The organism is Pseudomonas sp. B20(2017) (assembly GCF_002113125.1).
Taxonomy (GTDB): domain Bacteria; phylum Pseudomonadota; class Gammaproteobacteria; order Pseudomonadales; family Pseudomonadaceae; genus Aquipseudomonas.
The window spans coordinates 62,037-81,546 of sequence record NZ_NEJP01000009.1 but is presented as its reverse complement, the minus strand read 5'-3'; the positions used below and the strand labels follow the sequence as shown (position 1 = coordinate 81,546).

General features: G+C 60.1%; 13 protein-coding genes. All 13 read left to right on the top strand.

Annotated features, from left to right (window positions below; genetic code table 11):
* The first annotated feature begins 6 nt into the window (after window positions 1-6).
* The 13 genes from tssH (at window position 7) to CAF63_RS14880 (ending at window position 19,493) form a co-directional block, all read left to right on the top strand.
* Window positions 7-2,664, top strand: coding sequence for a type VI secretion system ATPase TssH (tssH, locus tag CAF63_RS14940; RefSeq protein WP_085685953.1), 2,658 nt, complete (start codon window positions 7-9; stop codon window positions 2,662-2,664).
* A gap of 10 nt (window positions 2,665-2,674) precedes the next feature.
* Window positions 2,675-4,195: a sigma-54-dependent Fis family transcriptional regulator gene (locus CAF63_RS14935; protein ID WP_085685951.1), complete on the top strand. Its 1,521-nt coding sequence runs from the start codon at window positions 2,675-2,677 to the stop codon at window positions 4,193-4,195.
* 93 nt (window positions 4,196-4,288) lie between these two features.
* A complete protein-coding gene (locus CAF63_RS14930; protein WP_003229566.1) occupies window positions 4,289-4,429 on the top strand; it encodes a hypothetical protein in 141 nt (46 codons plus the stop codon).
* Window positions 4,430-4,447: 18 nt separating this feature from the next.
* Window positions 4,448-5,641, top strand: coding sequence for a type VI secretion system-associated FHA domain protein TagH (tagH, locus tag CAF63_RS14925; RefSeq protein WP_085685948.1), 1,194 nt, complete (start codon window positions 4,448-4,450; stop codon window positions 5,639-5,641).
* A 5-nt stretch (window positions 5,642-5,646) separates the two neighbouring features.
* Window positions 5,647-6,147 (top strand): type VI secretion system lipoprotein TssJ, encoded by a 501-nt coding sequence (tssJ, locus tag CAF63_RS14920; RefSeq protein WP_085685946.1) that lies wholly within the window; start codon window positions 5,647-5,649, stop codon window positions 6,145-6,147.
* Window positions 6,148-6,149: 2 nt separating this feature from the next.
* Window positions 6,150-7,481, top strand: a complete 1,332-nt coding sequence (gene tssK / locus CAF63_RS14915; RefSeq protein WP_085685944.1) for a type VI secretion system baseplate subunit TssK — start codon at window positions 6,150-6,152, stop codon at window positions 7,479-7,481.
* 5 nt (window positions 7,482-7,486) lie between these two features.
* The gene (icmH, locus tag CAF63_RS14910) at window positions 7,487-8,362 is read left to right on the top strand and encodes a type IVB secretion system protein IcmH/DotU (protein ID WP_011336585.1); all 876 of its coding nucleotides are present in this window, start codon (window positions 7,487-7,489) and stop codon (window positions 8,360-8,362) included.
* 13 nt (window positions 8,363-8,375) lie between these two features.
* Window positions 8,376-11,915 (top strand): type VI secretion system membrane subunit TssM, encoded by a 3,540-nt coding sequence (gene tssM / locus CAF63_RS14905; protein ID WP_085685942.1) that lies wholly within the window; start codon window positions 8,376-8,378, stop codon window positions 11,913-11,915.
* Window positions 11,915-12,643 (top strand): PP2C family serine/threonine-protein phosphatase, encoded by a 729-nt coding sequence (locus CAF63_RS14900; protein WP_085685940.1) that lies wholly within the window; start codon window positions 11,915-11,917, stop codon window positions 12,641-12,643. The genes tssM and CAF63_RS14900 overlap by 1 nt, the downstream gene beginning before the upstream one ends.
* Window positions 12,640-13,641, top strand: coding sequence for a serine/threonine-protein kinase (locus CAF63_RS14895; protein WP_085685937.1), 1,002 nt, complete (start codon window positions 12,640-12,642; stop codon window positions 13,639-13,641). Before CAF63_RS14900 ends, CAF63_RS14895 begins: the two co-directional genes overlap by 4 nt.
* A gap of 28 nt (window positions 13,642-13,669) precedes the next feature.
* Entirely contained in the window at window positions 13,670-15,712 is a 2,043-nt protein-coding gene (locus CAF63_RS14890) for a type VI secretion system tip protein VgrG (RefSeq protein ID WP_085685935.1), read from the top strand.
* 50 nt (window positions 15,713-15,762) lie between these two features.
* Window positions 15,763-18,564, top strand: a complete 2,802-nt coding sequence (locus CAF63_RS14885; RefSeq protein WP_085685933.1) for a hypothetical protein — start codon at window positions 15,763-15,765, stop codon at window positions 18,562-18,564.
* Entirely contained in the window at window positions 18,561-19,493 is a 933-nt protein-coding gene (locus CAF63_RS14880; RefSeq protein ID WP_178081292.1) for a type IV pilus biogenesis/stability protein PilW, read from the top strand. Before CAF63_RS14885 ends, CAF63_RS14880 begins: the two co-directional genes overlap by 4 nt.
* Window positions 19,494-19,510 lie beyond the last annotated feature (17 nt).

Sequence of the window (19,510 nt, the reverse complement as noted above, 5' to 3'; positions counted from 1 at the left end):
TGAGCCATGATCAACGTAGACCTGCAACAACTCATCCAGGCGCTGGACGCCGAAACCCGTCGCGATCTGGAACGTTCGGCCGAGCGCTGCGTCGCCCGTGGCGGCAGCAAGATTCTGGTCGAAGACTTGCTGCTTGGCCTGCTGGAGCGCCCGAACGGTCTGCTCTCCCGCGCGCTGCAGGATGCCGACGTTGATGCCGGCGAACTGAGCGCCGCGCTGCAATCGCGGGTCGAGCACAGCGCTTCGCGCAACCCGGTGTTCGCCCCGGAGCTGGTGCAGTGGCTGCAAGACGCGCTGCTGGTGGCCAACCTTGAGCTGGGCCAGACCTCGGTCGAAGACGCGGCGCTGATCCTCGCGCTGCTGCGCAACCCGATGCGCTACGCCGGCAGCCGTTATCAGCCGCTGCTCGCCAAACTGAACATTGATCGCCTGAAGGAATTTGCCCTGTCGCAACAGCCTCAGGCAGCGGCCAACGGCAAACCGGCCGCCCAAGGCGAATCGCTGCTGGAGCGCTTCACTCACAACCTGACGCAGCAGGCCCGCGACGGCAAACTCGACCCGGTGCTGTGCCGCGATGGCGCGATCCGCCAGATGGTCGACATCCTCGCCCGTCGCCGCAAGAACAACCCGATCGTGGTCGGTGAAGCCGGTGTCGGTAAAACCGCCATCGTTGAAGGCCTTGCCTCGCGCATCGCTGCCGGTGAAGTGCCGCAGGTGCTCAAGGGTGTCGAACTGCTGTCGCTGGACATGGGGCTGTTGCAGGCTGGCGCCAGCGTCAAAGGTGAATTCGAGCGTCGTCTCAAAGGTGTGATCGACGAGGTCAAAGCCTCGCCGAAGCCGATCATCCTGTTCATCGACGAAGCTCACACCTTGATCGGCGCGGGCGGCAATGCCGGCGGTTCCGACGCGGCCAACCTGCTGAAACCGGCGCTGGCTCGTGGCGAACTGCGCACCATCGCCGCGACCACCTGGGCCGAGTACAAGAAATACTTCGAGAAAGACCCGGCGCTGGCCCGTCGTTTCCAGCCGGTTCAGCTGCACGAGCCGACCGTGAGCGAAGCCGTGACCATCCTGCGTGGCCTGGCTCAGGTCTACGAGAAGAGCCACGGCATCTACCTGCGCGATGACGCGGTGGTGTCGGCAGCTGAACTGTCCGCCCGTTACCTCGCCGGTCGGCAACTGCCGGACAAGGCCGTCGATGTGCTCGACACCGCGTGCGCCCGTGTTCGCATCAGCCTCGCCGCTGCCCCGGAAAGCCTGGAACGCCTGCGTGGCGAACTGGCCGAAGGTGGCCGTCAGCGTCAGGCCCTGCGCCGCGATGCCGAAGCCGGTCTGCTGATCGACCACGAAGCGCTGGAGGCACTGGAAGCACGTCTGGACGAAGCCGAAGCGGAAATGGTCGCACTGGAAACCCTGTGGACCGAGCAGAAACAACTGGCCGAGCGCCTGCTGGAACTGCGTCAGCAACTGGCCAAGGCCCGTGAAGCCGCCGCGGTCGAGCCGGTGGTTACCGTTGAAGAAGACGCCGAAGGCACCGTGATCGAAACCCAAGCCGCCGACGTCGACGAAGCCCTCAGCGTCGAAGCGCTGGAAGCACAGCTCAATGAAACCCACAGCGCCCTGACCGCCGCTCAGGTCAAGGAGCGTCTGGTCAGCTTCGAAGTCTGCCCGCGTCTGGTGGCCGAAGTGATCAGCGCCTGGACCGGCGTGCCACTGGCGCAACTGGCCCGCGAGCACAACGCCAAGGTCGCCAGCTTCGCCACCGACCTGCGCACCCGCATCCGTGGTCAGGAACAAGCCGTGCACGCGCTGGATCGCTCGATGCGCGCCACCGCTGCTGGCTTGAACAAGCCTGACGCACCGGTCGGCGTGTTCCTGCTGGTCGGTCCGAGCGGCGTCGGCAAGACCGAAACCGCACTGGCGCTCGCCGATCTGCTGTACGGCGGCGACCGTTTCATCACCACCATCAACATGTCCGAGTTCCAGGAGAAACACACCGTTTCCCGCCTGATCGGTGCACCGCCAGGCTACGTCGGTTACGGCGAGGGCGGCATGCTCACCGAAGCCGTGCGGCAGAAGCCGTATTCGGTGGTACTGCTCGATGAAGTCGAAAAGGCTGATCCGGACGTGCTTAACCTGTTCTATCAGATCTTCGACAAAGGCGTGGCCAACGACGGCGAAGGGCGCGAGATCGACTTCCGCAACACGCTGATCCTGATGACCTCGAACCTGGGCAGCGACAAGATCAGCGACCTCTGCGAAGACGGTGCGCGTCCGACCGCGGAAGTGCTGGAAGAAACCATTCGCCCGGTGCTCAGCAAACACTTCAAACCGGCGCTGCTGGCGCGGATGAAAGTGGTGCCGTACTACCCGGTCGGCGGCCCGGTACTGCGTGAGCTGATCGAAATCAAACTCGGTCGTCTGGGCGAGCGCCTGAACCGTCGCCAGCTGGATTTCAGCTGGTGCCAGAACCTCGTCGATCACCTGTCCGAGCGCTGCACCCAAAGCGAAAGCGGTGCGCGCCTGATCGACCACTTGCTCGACCAGCACGTGCTGCCGCTGGTGGCTGACCGCTTGCTCGACGCCATGGCCACCGGTGAAAGCCTCAAGCGCGTGCATGCGACGCTCGACGGTGAAGCCAGCGTGACCTGCGAGTTCGCCTGAGGTGAGTGTGATGTTCACTCAAGTGCCGCAGCCACTGGTCTATGCCGAAGCCTTGCTGGCGCAGTTCGCCAGCCTGTCGCGCGCGGCGGACGGTGCTGCGCTGCTGGGTGACTTCGTGCGCGGTCTGGCCGGGCTGAGCGGTTGCGAACTGACGCAGCTGTACCTGTTGGACGCCACGCACACGTCGCTGGGGATGAATGCCGAATGCCTCGACGGCGTGCTGCAACCGCGCAGCGCGGCGAGCCTGCCGGCGGACTACAACGGCGAGCAACTGTTGCAGTTCGCCCTGTGCCAGAACCGCGTGGTGTGCCTCGACGATCTGGGCGGCAGCCTGCACGAAACCAGTTTTCTGCCGGCGTCGTCCACGCCTTGGCAATCACTGTTGTGCGTGCCGCTGGTCAATCAGCAGAAGGCTGTCGAAGGCCTGTTGTTGTGCGCCAGCCGTCGTCATATCGACCTGCAAGGCTTTGCCGATTCCCTCGGTCAGCTAGGTTCGTTCGTGCTGGGTCAGTTGCACCTGTTGCAACGTCTGCGGCAACCCATTGATGCGGCGGCACCGGTCGTGCGCGGTCTGCCGAGTGCCAGCGGCTACGGCCTGATCGGCAAGAGCGCGGCGATGCGCCAGACCTACTCGCTGATCAGCAAAGTCCTGCACAGCCCGTACACCGTGCTGCTGCGCGGCGAGACCGGCACCGGCAAGGAAGTGGTGGCGCGGGCGATCCACGATTGCGGCCCGCGTCGGTCCCAGGCGTTCATCGTGCAGAACTGCGCCGCGTTCCCGGAAAACCTGCTGGAAAGCGAGCTGTTCGGCTACCGCAAAGGCGCGTTCACCGGTGCTGACCGTGATCGTGCCGGGCTGTTCGACGCGGCCAACGGCGGCACTCTGTTGCTCGACGAAATCGGCGACATGCCGCTGGCGCTGCAAGCCAAGCTTCTGCGCGTGTTGCAGGAAGGCGAGATCCGTCCGCTGGGTTCCAACGACACCCACAAGATCGACGTGCGCATCATTGCCGCGACGCACCGCGATCTGTCGGTACTGGTCAGCGAAGGCAAATTCCGTGAGGACCTTTACTACCGCCTCGCGCAGTTCCCGATCGAGTTACCGGCCCTGCGCCAGCGCGAAGGCGACATCCTTGATCTGGCCAAACACTTCGCCGACAAGGCTTGCACCTTCCTGCAACGTGATCCGGTGCGCTGGTCGGAGGCGGCGCTTGAACACCTGTCCGGTTACACCTTCCCCGGCAACGTGCGTGAACTCAAAGGTCTGGTCGAGCGCGCGGTGCTGCTGTGCGAGGGCGGCGAGTTGCTGGCCGAGCATTTCTCGTTGCGCATGGAGCCCGTACCGGAAGACCACTGCGGGTTGAATCTGCGCGAACGACTGGAAGCGGTGGAACGCAACCTGTTGCTCGATTGCCTGCGCAAGAACGACGGCAACCAGACGCTCGCCGCTCGGGAACTGGGCCTGCCGCGACGCACGCTGCTGTACCGGCTCGGCCGTTTGAACATCAATCTGGGTGACTTCGATGGGTAGGCAAAAGTCCGTCGGTTTCACCTCGTCCGCTTATATCAGCGCCGCCCGAAAGGGTCGGCGCTTTGTGCTTTGTCTACACCTGGAGACCCTCTGATGTCTGTTCGTCACTGGCACGCTGTCCTGCTGACCCTCGTCGTTCTATGCGGCCTCGGCGGCTGCAGCGGCAATTACAAATTCAACGATAACGATTACCGCCCGTTGGGTGATCCGCAGGCGGTCAATCGCGGCAAGTGACCGCAAGGAGCATCAAACATGGAATTGGTTTTCGAAATGCTGAACACCAAGCAGTTCGTGCCCACCGAGCTGTGCCAGCGAACCTTCAAACAGGCCGGCGGCGTGATCGGGCGGGGCGAGGACTGCGACTGGATCATCCCTGACCGCAAGCGTCACTTGTCCAACCACCACGCGATCGTCAGCTATCGCGAGGGCACGTTTTTCCTGACCGACACCAGCAGCAACGGAGTCCAGGACGGCGACAGCGGCGCACGCCTGCACAAGGGCGAACCGGTGCGCATCGAACACGGCAGCACGTACGTGCTGGGCGACTTCGAGATTCGCGCGCGACTGGTGCGCGACCCCGCGACGTTCGAAGGTGAGGCGGGCCGTCCGCGTGCTGCCGGCAGCATCATTCCGGACGATGCGTTCCTTGATCTCGATCCGCTGAAGTCGCTGGAGCAGCAAGAGCGCGTGTACTCGGAATTCGAGGAAATGCTCGCGCCAAACACCGACCCTGAAGATTCCCGTCAGCGCGCCGACTATGCGCGCATCGACATGGAAAGCCTGATGGTGCCGGAGCTGATCGTCGAGCCCACGCCTGAGCCTGCGCCGGCACCGAAAGCGGTCGAGCGTCAGAGCGAAACCTTCTGGGACAAATTCGGCGCGGCACTCGGCGTGAACGTGAAGAACCTCAGCCACGACGAGCGTGAAGCCCTCGCGCTGAACGCTGCACGTCTGCTACGCCAGAGCGTCGGCGGTCTGCAACAGAGCCTTCGCACCCGTTCCGAGCTGAAGAACGAGCTGCGTCTGGCTCAGACCACCGTGCAAGGCACCAACAAGAACCCGCTGAAATTCGCCGTCGACCCGAGCGAAGCGCTGGACATCCTGTTGCAGCCGCACAAGCCGGGCCACCTGCCGGCCGAGCAGGCGATCTCCCGTGCGTTCCGCGACTTGCAGGCGCATCAGGTAGCGCTGCTGACCGCCAGCCGCGCGGCGGTGCGCGGCACCCTGGAGCACTTCTCGCCGGAGCAATTGACCCTGCGTTTCGAGCGCGACAACAAACCATTGCTTGCCACTTCCGGCGGCCGCTGGAGAGCGTTCAACCGTTACCACCAGGCGCTGCGTCAGGACGATGACTGGAGCGAGCGCCTGCTGGCCCGCGACTTCGCCCAGGCCTATGAAGAACAGATCCGCCTGATCTCCACCCTCCACACCGACCACCAAGGATGATGCGCATGTCTCGCCGCTCGACCGCTTTTTTCAAGACGCTGACTGCGCTCACCTTGCTGGTGCTGCTCGCCGGTTGCTCGTCGCTGTCGCCGTATTCGAAAGTGACCAAGATCAACCTGAAGCTGACCGGCAGCGATCAGTTGAACCCTGACCTCAATGGTCGTCCGTCGCCGATCGTGGTGCGCCTGTTCGAACTCAAGCACCCGGTGACCTTCGAGAACGCCGATTTCTTCAGCCTCTACGAGCGCGCCAAGGAATCCCTCAACCCGGATCTGGTGGCCAGCGAAGAACTCGAACTGCGCCCGGGTGAAACCGTGGAGCTGAAACTCAGCGTGGAGGAGGGCAGCCGCTTCATCGGCATCCTCGCCGCGTACCGGGATCTGCCGGAAACCAAATGGCGCCACACGTTCCCGGTCACGCCGCTGGAAGTCACCGAAGCCGATCTGACCCTGGATCAGGCCGGTATCCGCAAAACCAACGAAGTGCTCGCCAAGGCGGATGACTGATCATGAATACCCATAAAGTCATCTGGCAGGAAGGCATGCTGCTGCGTCCGCAGCACTTCCAGCACAACGACCGCTATTACGATCACCAGATGAAGACCCGCACCCAGTTGCTGGGCGGCTACACCTGGGGTTTCCTGAACCTGGAGATCGACTTGCAGTTCCTCAACATGGGCAAACTGGTGATCAGTGAAGCCTCGGGGATTCTGCCGGACGGCAGCCTGTTCGAACTCGGCGGCAACACCGAACCGCTGGCGCTGGACGTGCCGCCGAACACCGGCAATACGCCGATCTATCTGGCGCTGCCGCTGGTCACCGGTAACCACATCGAGGCCCGTCGCCCGGAACAATCCGACGTGCTGGCGCGCTACACCGCGTATGACGCCGAAGTCGCCGACTCCAACGCCGGTGACGATTCCGCCAGCCAGGTCAGTTGCGGTCGGCCGGACTTCAAGCTGTTGCTCGGCGAGCAGCAGAGCGATCAGGCCTACGTGAAACTGAAGATCTGCGATGTGCTCGACACCACGCCGGACGGCGTGATCAGCCTCGACCCGGATTTCGTGCCGACCTACATTCAGGCCCACGCTTCCAGCTACCTGCTGTCGTGCCTGAAAGAAGTGATCAGTATGCTCAGCCACCGGGGCGACACCATTGCCGAGCGTATTCGCTCCAACGGCAAGGTCGGCGGTGCGGAAGTCGGCGACTTCATGATGCTGCAACTGATCAACCGCACCGAACTGCTGCTGCGTCACTACCTCGGCCTGGAGCAGGTGCACCCGGAAGAGTTGTACCGCACGCTGCTGACCATGCTCGGCGATCTGGCGACCTTCTCCAGCGACAGCAAACGTCCGCGTCTGGACAGCCGCTATTCGCACGCGGATCAGGGTGCGAGCTTCCGCAAACTGATGGAGTCGATCCGTCACGTGCTGTCGATGGTGCTGGAACAGCACGCCATCGAACTGATCCTGCAAGCGCGTCAGTACGGGATCATCGTGTCGCCGTTGCACGACCACAAACTGCTGGGCTCGGCGTCGTTCGTGCTGGCAGCCAGTGCCAACTGCGACTCCGAAGAACTGCGCCACCGCTTGCCGGCGCACCTCAAGGTCGGCCCGGTGGAGCGCATCCGCCAACTGGTCAACCTGCACTTGCCGGGGATCAAGGTCAAACCGTTGCCGGTGGCCCCGCGGCAGATCGCGTTTCACTCGAACAAAACCTATTTCATCCTCGAACTCAGTTCCGAAGACCTGGCACAACTCGAGCGCTCCGGCGGCTTCGCGTTCCACGTGTCCGGCGAATTCGCCGAGCTTGAACTGAAATTCTGGGCCATCAGGAACTGACCGACATGATCAAGGACATGGAACACAACCAAGACGACAAAACCGTCCTGCTCGACCGTCAGGGCCATGGCCCGGCGGCGAGTCCGCTGACCGACTTCGCCGCGCCGCCGCGCTTCGAGCAACTGGAAGAACGGATGATTTACGCCGCGCGCCTGCGCCCGGCGGAAGCCTTCAACATCAGCCTCAATTCGCTGGTGGCCGCGTCGTCCGAACTGCTGTCGGAAGTGGTGCGCCTCAAGCACAGCGAAACCCGCGAAGACCTCTACGCGCTCAACGAGCGCCTGACCGCCGGGCTCAAGCTGTTTGAAGTGCGCGCCCTGCACAACGGCGCCGAAAGCAGCCAGGTGATGGCCGCCCGTTACGTGCTCTGCACCGTGGTCGACGAAGCTGTCGTGACCACGCCGTGGGGCAACGAAAGCGAGTGGTCGCAGATGAGCCTGCTCAGCAGCTTCCACAACGAAACCTTCGGCGGCGAGAAGTTCTTCCAGCTGCTCGATCGGCTGTCGAAAAACCCGGTCAAGCACCTGCCGATGCTGGAGCTGATGTACCTGTGCCTGTCCCTCGGTTTCGAGGGCAAGTACCGCGTGCAGGCGCGCGGCATGCTGGAGCTCGAAGGCATCCGCGACGCCCTGTACCGGCAGATCCGTCAGTTGCGTGGTGACGTGCCGCGCGAATTGTCGCCGCAGTGGGAAGGCCTCAACGATCAGCGTCGCAACCTGGTGCGCATCGTGCCGGCGTGGATGGTGGTGCTGTTCACCTTCGTCTGCCTGGTGATGATGTATTCGGGCTTCGCCTGGGTCTTGGGCGAGCAGCGCGACACCGTTCTGCAACCTTATCAGCCGCTTGATCCGGCCGCGGCCCAGCCGCAGTCGCAGCCGTAAACAGGGACGTGTGATGAAAAAGTTTTTCAAGAAAGTCGGCGCCTTCCTGCGCCAGACCTGGGTCTGGACCCTGCTGCTGGTGCTGTTCGTGGCGCTGCTGGTGTGGTTCGTCGGCCCGCTGTTGGCAGTGGATGACTACAAGTTCTGGGAAAGCGCGACTTCGCGCCTGCTGACCATCAGCGTGCTGTTCCTGATCTGGGGCCTGACCATGGTCTTCGTCAGCTGGCGCGCCGGTATCCGCAAGAAAGCCGTCGAAGAAACCGAAGACGGCCAGGATCGTATCCGTCGCGAAGAGTTGATCGACGAAGAGCAGAAAGAGTTGAAGGAGCGTTTCAAGGACGCCCTGAAAACCCTCAAGACTTCGAGCCTGTATCGCGGCCGCAGCGAGCGCTGGCGCAGTGACTTGCCGTGGTACTTGCTGATCGGCCCGCAGGCCAGCGGCAAGACCAGCCTGCTGGACTTCTCCGGGCTGGAATTCCCGATCAACAAGATCGACCGCAAGCTGACCCGCGACACCCACGGCACCCGTCATTGCGACTGGTACTTCGCCGACCACGGTGTGTTGATCGACACCGCCGGCCGCTACCTGACCCAACCGGATTCGGAAGTCGACGGCAGCGCCTGGACCACTCTGCTGGAACTGCTGCGCAAGCGTCGTCGCGGTCGTCCGCTGAACGGCGTGCTGGTGACCATTCCGGTGGAAACCCTGACCAGCGGCAGCGAGCAGGACATCGACACCCTCGCTCGCCAGGTGCGCGCGCGTCTGCAAGACGTCTATCAGAAGCTGCACGTCGACGTGCCGGTGTATCTGGTGCTGAGCAAGGCAGACAAGCTGCTGGGTTTCGACGAGTTCTTCGATCAACTGACCCGCGAAGAAAGCGATCAGGTGCTGGGCACCAGTTTCCGCAAGGATCAGGTCGGCACCGACGTGGCTGTGCTGCGCGGCGAGTTTGAAGAGCTGCTGCGTCGCCTCAACAGCCAGGTGATCATGCGCATGCACTCCGAGCGCGACACCCAGCGCCGTGGCCGAATTCTCGACTTCCCGCACCAGATGGGCCAGATCGGCGAGCGCCTGTGCCTGTTCGTCGACATGGCCTTCACCGGCAACCGCTACCAGCGTGCGACGCTGCTGCGTGGTTTCTACCTGACCAGCGCTCCGCATCTGACTCAGGAAATGGATTCGACCACCGCCGGTATCGGCGCGAGTCTGGGCATGAGCGCCGGCGTGTTGCCGACCCTGCGCAGCGGTCGTTCGCGTTTCATCCATCACTTGCTTAGCCGGGTGATTTTCCCCGAGGCCGATCTGGCCGGTCTGGACAAGCGCGAACGCAGCCGCATCCACTGGGGCCAGCGTGCGTTGTACGTCGGCGCACTGGGTGCGCTGGTGCTGTTCGGCATGCTCTGGGCCGGAGGTTTCTCGGCCAACTACGAGCGTCTGGAAAACCTGCGCAATCTGGCGCAGAACTGGACGCAGCAGCGCACCGTGCTGTCGCCACGCGATGACGCGATGGGCGCGCTGAAAACCCTCGACACCAGCTACGCCGCCACCCAGGTGTTCCCGAACAAGAGCGACGTGTCGTACCACGAGCGTGTCGGTCTGTATCAAGGCCAGGAAGTCAGTCCGGTGGTCAAGGAAGCCTACGAGCGCGAGCTTGAAAAGCAACTGCTGCCGCGCGTCGCCACCATGCTCGAAGGCCAGATCCGCGCCAACATGAAGGACCGCGAAAAGCTGATCAACAGCCTGCGCGCGTACCTGATGCTGAACATGAAGGATCGTCGCGACGCGGCATGGCTCAAGGACTGGATCGCGGCTGACTGGTCGCAGCGCTACACCGGAAACACCGCGGTGCAGAACGGTCTGAACACGCACCTTGAGCGTCTGCTGCAGCAGCCGTTTATCTATCCGCTCAACGAGCAACTGGTGACCCAGGCGCGTCAGGTGCTGCGCAGCGAATCGCTGGCGACGGTGGTTTACCGCATGCTCCGCGAGCAGGCGCGCAACCTGCCGGACTATCGCTTCAGCCAGCACCTCGGGCCGCAGGGCTCGCTGTTCATCGGCACCGAATACGTGATTCCGGGGTTCTACACCCAGACCGGTTATCAGCAGTATTTCTCGGTGCAAGGCGCGTCGCTGGTGACCGACATCCTGCGTGACAACTGGGTACTGGGCGAAGGCGCAGGTATCAGCGACATGGACTTGCGTCGCCTGATGGTCGAGCTGGAGCAACTGTACTTCCGCGACTACGCCAACTATTGGAGCGAAGCGGTTGGCCAGGTGGCACTGCCGCCGATCAGCGATGCCGGTGAAGGCGCCGAACAGCTGGCGGGCCTGACCTCGGCCAACTCGCCGGTGCTGGCGCTGCTGACCGAAGTGCGTGAGAACACCCGCTTCCCGGCGGCCCCTGAGCCGGTGGATGAAGCCGGTGACGCCGCCGATGCACTGGCAGGCCAGAAGGGCAAACTGGGCAAGGTCGGCAAGCTCGCTTCCGCTGTCGCCGACAAGGCTTCGGCCTTGAACGTGGCGAAGAATCTGCCGGACACTGCCAAGAAGTCCCTGCAACGTCGCTTCGAACCGCTGCATAAGCTGCTCGACGACAACAACGGCCCGGCCGCTGACCTGACCCCGGCATTCGCCGCACTCAACGACCTGCAACTGCAACTGGCGGGCCTCGCCCGTTCCAGCACGCCGGAGCAGGCCGCGTTCGAACTGGCCAAGACCCGCATGAGCGGCCAGCGTGATGCGCTGACTAACCTGCGCAATGCGTCGGGTCGTCTGCCGCGTCCGCTGAGCGTATGGTTCAACGTTCTGGCCGAAGACTCGTGGCGCCTGGTGCTCAACGATGCCTACCAATACCTGAACGGCCGTTATCAGAACGAGCTGTACAGCGTGTATGGCAAAACCATCAACAAGCGCTATCCGTTCAGCGCGTCGAGCACCAGCGATGTGGCGATCAGCGATTTCCGCGAGTTCTTCCGGGCTCAAGGCACCATCGACCGCTTCTTCGACAACTACATGCGTCCGTTTGTCAGCGGTGATCCGGGCAACTACCGGATGCGCAGCATCGACGGTCGCAGCCTGCCGGTGTCCAAGGTGTTCCTCGACCAGATGGCGGCGGCACTGAACATTCGCCAGAGCTTCTTCTCGATCAACCCGGCCGAGCCGACCGTGCAGTTCAAGCTGGAGCCGTACACCCTCGATCCGGCCGTCAGCCGTTCCGAGTTCAAGTTCGGCGACAAGACCATGGAATACCGCCACGGTCCGATCCTGCCCATGACCTTCAAGTGGCCGACCGATGCTGAAGATGGTCGCACCAGCCTCGTCATGGACAAGATGGCCGGGCGCCCGATCGGCATCGAGAAGAACTCCGGCCCGTGGTCTCTGTTCCGTCTGTTCGACCTGATGCAGACCGAGTACCTGACCGGTCGTGACGTGCTGGTGCTGAAAGCCGACGTAGGTGGCCTGCGCGCCAACTACCTGCTGACCAGCCAGCGCACGCCGAATCCGTTCGACATGGGCGTGATGCGCACCTTCCGTATGCCGGTGCAGCTCTGATGCTGGTGGCCAGTCCCTGGCGCAGCGCGGCGCGAACCGACCCGGGCAAGGTGCGGTCGCGCAACGAAGATGCTTTCCTCGACACCCCGCAGCATGGGCTGTGGGTGGTCGCGGACGGCATGGGCGGTCATCAGGGTGGCGACATCGCCAGCCAGATGATCGTCGCCAGCCTGGCTGAACTGCCGCAGCACGAAGACTTCGATGAACGCCTCAAAGCCATCCGCCAGTGCCTGCACTGGCTGAACCGGCGGCTGGGGCAGGAGTTGACCGTCACCGCCGGGCGTCACGACAGCATCATGGGCAGCACCGTCGTGGCGCTGCTGGTGGAAGGCAATCGCGCGGCCTGCATCTGGGCCGGCGACAGCCGTTGCTACATGTGGCGCGGGCAGCGGTTGTATCAGCTGTCGAAGGATCATTCGCTGCAACAGCAGCTGATCGACGAGCAACAGATGAGCGTCGAGCAGGCAGCGGCGCACCCGGCGGCTCAGGCCCTGACCCGGGCGGTGGGCGCGGCGGAACAACTTACCCTGGATGTGCTGGAACTCGAGGTCTATCCGGGCGATGTGTTCCTGCTGTGCAGCGATGGTTTGTATCAAGGCCTGAGCAGCGATGCCCTCGGCAACGCCCTCAGCCTGGCGGCGCCGCACGTGGCGCTGGAACGTCTGTTCGACGGCGCCCTGCGTGGCGCCGCCCGGGACAATCTGACTGCCGTGGTGATCCGCCAATGACTGAACTCGAATCCTCAGTCGACGACTTGCTGATGAGCGAAGAGCAGGCCAACAACCTGACCTATTTCGCCTTCGCCAAGCAACATAACGCCGAACCCGCGCTGGCGCCGACCAAGGCCAGCGTCGGCGAACTGCCGGATGTTCTGGCAGGCCGCTACCACCTCGAGCGTCTGCTCGGGGCCGGTGGCATGGGTGCGGTTTACCGGGCCCGGGATCTGCTGCACGAACAGTTCGGCGATCCCGATCCTTACATTGCGCTGAAAATCCTCAGCGAAGAATTTGCCGAGTCGCCGGACGCCAGTGCCTTGCTCTACAGCGAGTTCGCCCTGACCCGACGCCTGCGTCACGACAACGTGCTGCGACCGCACACGTTCGAAGTGGACACCGATTGCCAGCGGGCCTTCATCACCATGGAACTCATGCGTGGCCTGACCCTGGACAAACTGCTCTGCGAGCGGCCACTGGGCCTGCCGTGGAAAGAACTGCGCGACATCGCGCTGCCGCTGCTCGACGCGCTGGCCTACGCCCACCGTCGCGGTGTGCTGCACGGTGACATGAAACCGAGCAACGTCATGCTCAGCGAAGACGGCGTGCGCCTGTTCGACTTCGGTCTCGGGCAAGCCGAGGAGGGCATCCTGCCCGGCCTGCCGCACCTGAGCCGCGAGCGCTTCAACGCCTGGACCCCGGGCTACGCCGCCCCCGAACTGCTTGAGGGCCAACCGCTGTCGGCCAGCGCAGACGTGTACGGCGTGGCCTGCGTGATCTATGAACTGGCGGGCGGCAAACACCCGTTCCGCCGCTTGCCCTCGACCCAGGCCCGTGACGAACACCTGGAACGCGAACTGCAAGCCCCGGCAAATCTGCCGACCCACTGTTGGCCCGCGTTGCGCACCGCGCTGGCCTTTGACGCGGCAGAGCGCAACATCACTGCCGACCAATTGCGTGACGCCTTGGGCGCCACTTCGTCCTGGCTGCAGCGTTTGCGACTGCGGGCGTAACGGATGACATTCGAACAGGGAGCACTTTATGTTCAACCCAGCTAACGAAACGCACTTCAGCCTGACCGTTGATGACTACGTAGGCGACCTGCAAGTCCTGTCGTTCACCGGCACCGAAGGCATCAGTCAGCCGTTCCGTTTCGACCTGGAACTGGTCAGCGAAAACCCGGATCTGGACCTGGAAAAACTCCTGCACAAACAGGCGTTCCTCGCCCTCGATCCACAAGGCTCGGGCATCCACGGTCAGATCTACCGCGTTGCCCAAGGCGATGCCGGCAAGCGCCTGACTCGCTACAAGGTTTCGCTGGTGCCGCAGTTGCAATACCTGCATCACCGCACCAACCAGCGCATCTATCAGCAGATGTCGGCGCCGAAAATCATCGCGCTGATCCTCGACGAGCACGGCATCAAGGGCAACGCCTACAGCTTCCAGCTGAGCCAGCCGTGCCCGGATCGCGATTACTGCGTGCAGTACGACGAAACCGACCTGCATTTCGTCCAGCGCCTGTGCGAAGAAGAAGGCATTCACTACCACTTCCAGCACAGCAAGAAAGGTCATCTGCTGGTGTTCGGCGATGACCAGACCGTATTCCCGAACCTCGGCCAGCCGACCGCGTACGTGCAAGGCAGCGGCATGGTCGCCGAAGAACCAGTAATCAAGGGCTTCAAGCTGCGCCTGGAAACCCGCACCAGCCGCACCACCCGCCGCGACTACGACTTCGAAAAACCGCGCCTGCAAATGGAGGCGGCCTACAAACCGGATGGCGAGAGTACCGAACCGGATCTGGAAGACTACGACTACCCCGGCCGCTTCATCGACCGCGCCCGCGGCAAGTTCCTCAGCCAGCGCGCCCTCGAACGCCACCGCGCCGACTACCGTCAGGCCGAGGGTCGCGGCGACCAGACCCGACTGGTCAGCGGCCACTTCATGGAAATGTCCGACCACCCGCGCAGCGAGTGGAACGACCTGTGGCTGCTCACCGAAATTTTCCACGAAGGCAAACAGCCGCAAGTCCTCGAAGAATCGGTGACCAGCGACACCACCGACAACAAGGACGACTTCCACCAGGGCTATCGCAACCGCTTCCTCGCCACCCCGTGGGACGTGTTCTACCGCCCCGCGCTGGAGCACCCGAAACCGCGCGTGCTCGGCAGCCAGACCGCCATGGTCACCGGCCCCAAAGGCGAAGAAATCCACTGCGACCAGTACGGCCGCATCAAAGTGCAATTCCACTGGGACCGCGAAGGCCAGGCCGACGACAAGACCAGCTGCTGGCTGCGCGTCTCCAGCTCCTGGGCCGGCGACCGCTACGGCGCCATCTCCATCCCGCGCATCGGCATGGAAGTCCTCGTCACCTTCCTCGAAGGCGACCCCGATCAGCCACTGGTCACCGGCTGCCTGTACCACAAAGAAAACCCGGTGCCCTACGCCCTGCCGGCGAACAAAACCCGCAGCGTCTTCAAAACCCTCAGCTCCCCGGGTGGCGGCGGTTACAACGAACTGCGAATCGAAGACAAAAAAGGCGCCGAACAAATCTTCATCCACGCCCAGCGCGACTGGGATGAAAACGTTGAGCATGATCAGAAGATTCGGGTCGGCAATGAACGTCACGACACTGTGGTGAAAAACACCTACACCGAACTCAAGGCCGAAGAACACCGCACCACGATTTCCGATCGCAAGATCGAAGCGCGGATGGACGACCACCTGACCATTGGTGAGAGCCAGCATGTGAAGCTCGGGACGGCGCAACTGACCAGTGTCGGGAAAGAGATACACATCAAGGCGGGCGACAAGATTGTCATTGAGGCGGGGACTGAGCTGACGATTCTCGGCGGTGGCAGTTTTATCAAGCTCGATGGCGGTGGTGTGACGGTGGTTGGGCCGGTGGTGAAGATTAATGCTGGCGGGTCGGCGGGGAGTGGCACCGGGATCGGGATCAAGCCGCCGGTGCTGCCGGGAGCGGCGGATAAGGATAAGGCGGGGAGTTTGATGGATCAGGCGTTGTTGAATGCGCCTGAAGAACAGGCCAAACGCAAGCCAAAACGCATGCTCAATTTTTCTGGGTAATACATCGACGGCAATCCAAGCCACCAGGGATCAGAATCAGGTAATTGGTAATGACAGAGACAACGAACAAAATTCAAAAATGGTCGTATCCCCTGAAGGTAGGGACAGCTGAAGCGACCGATCCACAGCAGTTCTACAAAGCGTTAGCTAAAGCAAAGGACGGTTACTACCCATTGGGGGCCAATGGTCTTTGGCATGGTGGCGTTCATTTCGATGAAGCTTCGGGGTTGGTGAAGGATCTGACGGAGGTCAGGTGCATCGCTGATGGAGAAGTCGTCGCCTACCGTATTGACGAGAAGTATCCGACTTCGGATTTTGGCTCGACGCCTTCGGTTTATTCGACGGGTTTTGTGTTGGTTAAGCATCGACTTGAGCTTCCGGCACCTCCGGCGCCTGCAGCCGGGGCGGCTCCGGCAAGCTCGCCGGTGGCAGGGCCAAGCCTGACGTTTTTCAGCCTCTATATGCACTTGCTGGATTGGGAGGGTTACAAAGCGAACCCTACGCTTAAAGACCGGCCGGGTTTTTGGGGAAAGGGGCTTTATGAAGTTAAGGCCAATGCTCCAGACAAGCCTTTGGGCATCCGGATGCGAAGTGGTAACGCCGGGCACTTTCCCGTCTTGGCAGTTTTGCCCCGGGGGACGACCGTGGTTACACAACCTGCCCCAGCGAATCAGATGTGGGTTGCGGTTATCAGCGTTAGTCCTGAAATCACAGGCTTGCCTGCGGGCGGATGGGTATATAAGGGTCAATTGAAAGACTTGGGGGGTGGCAAGTATTTCGTGGGTAACGAAGCTCAAGATCCTATCCCTGGAGGTGCTCAGCACGGAGCGAATATCCGCGGCGCCCATACCAGCGGCCTCCCGCTTAGCCACTTACCAGCAGGCGCACAAGTACGGCTTGGTGACGAAGTGACACCTAACAACTTTCGTAAACTCGCCGAAATCGTCAGTGGCCAGGCGACTCCAGCCCTAGCCGTCGGCGCGGATGGCAAGTTTCCTGGGTTTATTTGGCTGCAGTCACTTACGCCGAAGAGTGAGCCGCATAGCCCGATGGGAGATGTTGTTGTCCTCTCTCCGACATACAAGATCAAAGCTGGTGAAATTCTCGGGCATGTTGGCAAGTATCAAAACCATTCAGATGCAGCTCCGAAGAACCTCCTGCACCTAGAGGTTTTCAGCTGTGAGGATGTGAAGGCGTTCACTGAGCAGAGTAAAGCTAAAGCCGCAGGGGCACCCGTCGCTGAGAAATCAATAGTCAAAATACCTGTAGGCACCAAGCTTATTACACACGTGCAAGGTATGAACGCTACAAATCCTCCTAAAGCATCAGACGCTGGGAATGATGTGGGGTACGATTTTTATGTCCCTGTAGGGTTGCTGGAGACGCTACCTGCGGACAAAAAAATAAAACAAACAGTCACAATGGGGCAGTCAACGACAACCACGTATTGGTGGCGTCTAGATGGTCTTTTAGGGGACAAGGACGGTAACGGGATTGATGGGTGGTTTGCGGAGCAAGACATAGTCATTTCGCGACATTCACCATTTGAGTGGAATGGCTTCGATTTTATCGAAGAGACCACCAGCAACGCCGATCACTTTGCAGCGTTTTTACATGCCCAAGAGAATCTCAGTGAGCAGGAGCGTGAAGGCTATTTGTCATACGTGGAAGCGGCTATTGCGGGTTCCGTTAACGAGAAGCTGTATAAAATACTCGATCGGGACGGGGATAAAAAAATCGCCCCGACTGAGATTGCAGAAGCATTGAACAAACCTTGGTTCTCTCAGCCAATATCGCATATGGTCACCCGTTATGAAAATGAGTGGGACTTTAAAAAAGATAAGTGGGATGCCCTAGACGAAATAATTGGGCATAGCGATTCTGAACCTCATAGAGAATGGGTAGAAGAAAAGGCGCGAATTGAGAAACTCAGTTGGTGGAGCAAGCTGTTGGGTCAGCATGGAATTACCAGCAATGCGAGTGTGCAACATATCCATCCTATTGGGCTGATTTCGTCATTTGCACATGCAGGTGGTTGTAGCTGCTCGGATACCATTACTAAAGATCAAATGAAATTGATCGATCCTTCAGCGACTCAGGCTAATATTGATAAATATACAGATCTTTTAGGTGAGATGTTTGAGAGGTCTGGGGTAGCTAAATGTATAAGTAAGGCGCATATTCTTGCGCAAATGCTGCACGAGAGCGGACATCTGCACTACACAGTAGAAGGTCTCGACCCAGATAAACCTTTGCCTACATATCATCCTTACATTGGTCGTGGTCTTATGCAAATCACCCATAGAGTCAATTATGAGGCCTATGGGCAGTTTGCCGGTGAGAGTTTTATAGGTGCGCCAAATTATAATAAGCTCGGCCAGTTGCCGCATAGCGTACTGTCGGCGGGATGGTATTGGGTTGACTATAAAAAAATACTCACGCACTCGGATGCCGATGATTTTATATATTGCACGATTTTAGTGAATGGTGGTTTGAATCATTATGATGAAAGATTGTTGTTTTTGAACAATGCTTTGAAAGCCTTGGATATTAAAGGTTGTGCGAAGTTGAATAAATCTGGCGCCTATGATCTGCTTGATAGCAAGGCATATAATAAAGCTAAGTTTTCCTTTGCTTGGGGCCTCTGGAGCGATCCCGCAGGCGGAAAAGCTGGGAAGGCACCGGATGCTGCGCAAGCAATAATCGGATATAAAAGGTTCTTGGAGCTGTATAACTCGGATTCGTCTGTAAGTGGCAATACCAATACTACTTACTATGCGTCAGGACGAATAGCATCGGTAGCTAAACAGTACGCGGAAGCGCGTATCGTCGCACTTGGGGGGACCTTATGATCAAAGTAGCTGTTTCTTTTATTTTCGCGCTTATGGCAACAGCGGCAAGTGCGAACTCTAGCTGCGAGACTGACCTGAATGGAGATGGAATCTGCGATCGGTATAGTGTTAGCCCACTCGAGGATGACGGCACAATTTCGCGAATCACTATCGATATTGGCGGGAGCAATAAGTCAGTTTCTGGAAATTTTGAGCTTGGAGACGGTGGGTTGTCTGTAGGTTATCTACCAGGTGAATTCTCGTTGCTGCTGGATTTTTATACTCGTAATACTGATCTTACGCAGTACAGTTTTAAATGGAATTCTGCGCAGCAAGACTGGGTTCTCTATAAAAAATCTACTTGGGTGGAGCCTAGTAGAGATGAAAAATACACTTTGAGTGGTGAGAAGGCGCCAATTGAATTGCTATTTCCTCAGCAATTTAATGTTCAGCGTATAGCGTGTTGCACTTTGTTTTCTCAATTCTCCGAAAATGCACCGAATTTTAGCTATTTGAGTGATGAAGCTCAGCTTGCAGAAATCAGGAAAGACTTCAAATATATCCTTAGCAAGCTTCCTCAGGGTGAAAAAGGAGAATTATTTTATGGGCTCGATGATAGCGGGAATAAGGTAAGGCGGAACATTCCCCAAGAGCTGGTGTATGAGCTGACTTTGATTGTTGCTGATGATAATGTCGGACCTTTAAATGACTATGCTTATTATTTGTATCGCAGCAAAAACAATGTTTTAGCTGCTTTGCTTTTGAGGGAGATTCATAAAAAATTCCCGGAGAGAGTCGTTGCAACACTAAATTTGGCAGATGCCTATTGGGATATAGGAATGAGGTCCGACGCATGTCCGCTTTATAAGGAATACATCGCGCAAATGACAAAAAACGGAAAAGGTGGACGTATTCCACAGGCGGCGAAATCTCGGGAAAACTGCAATTGAGACGAGCCGCGTTTTTC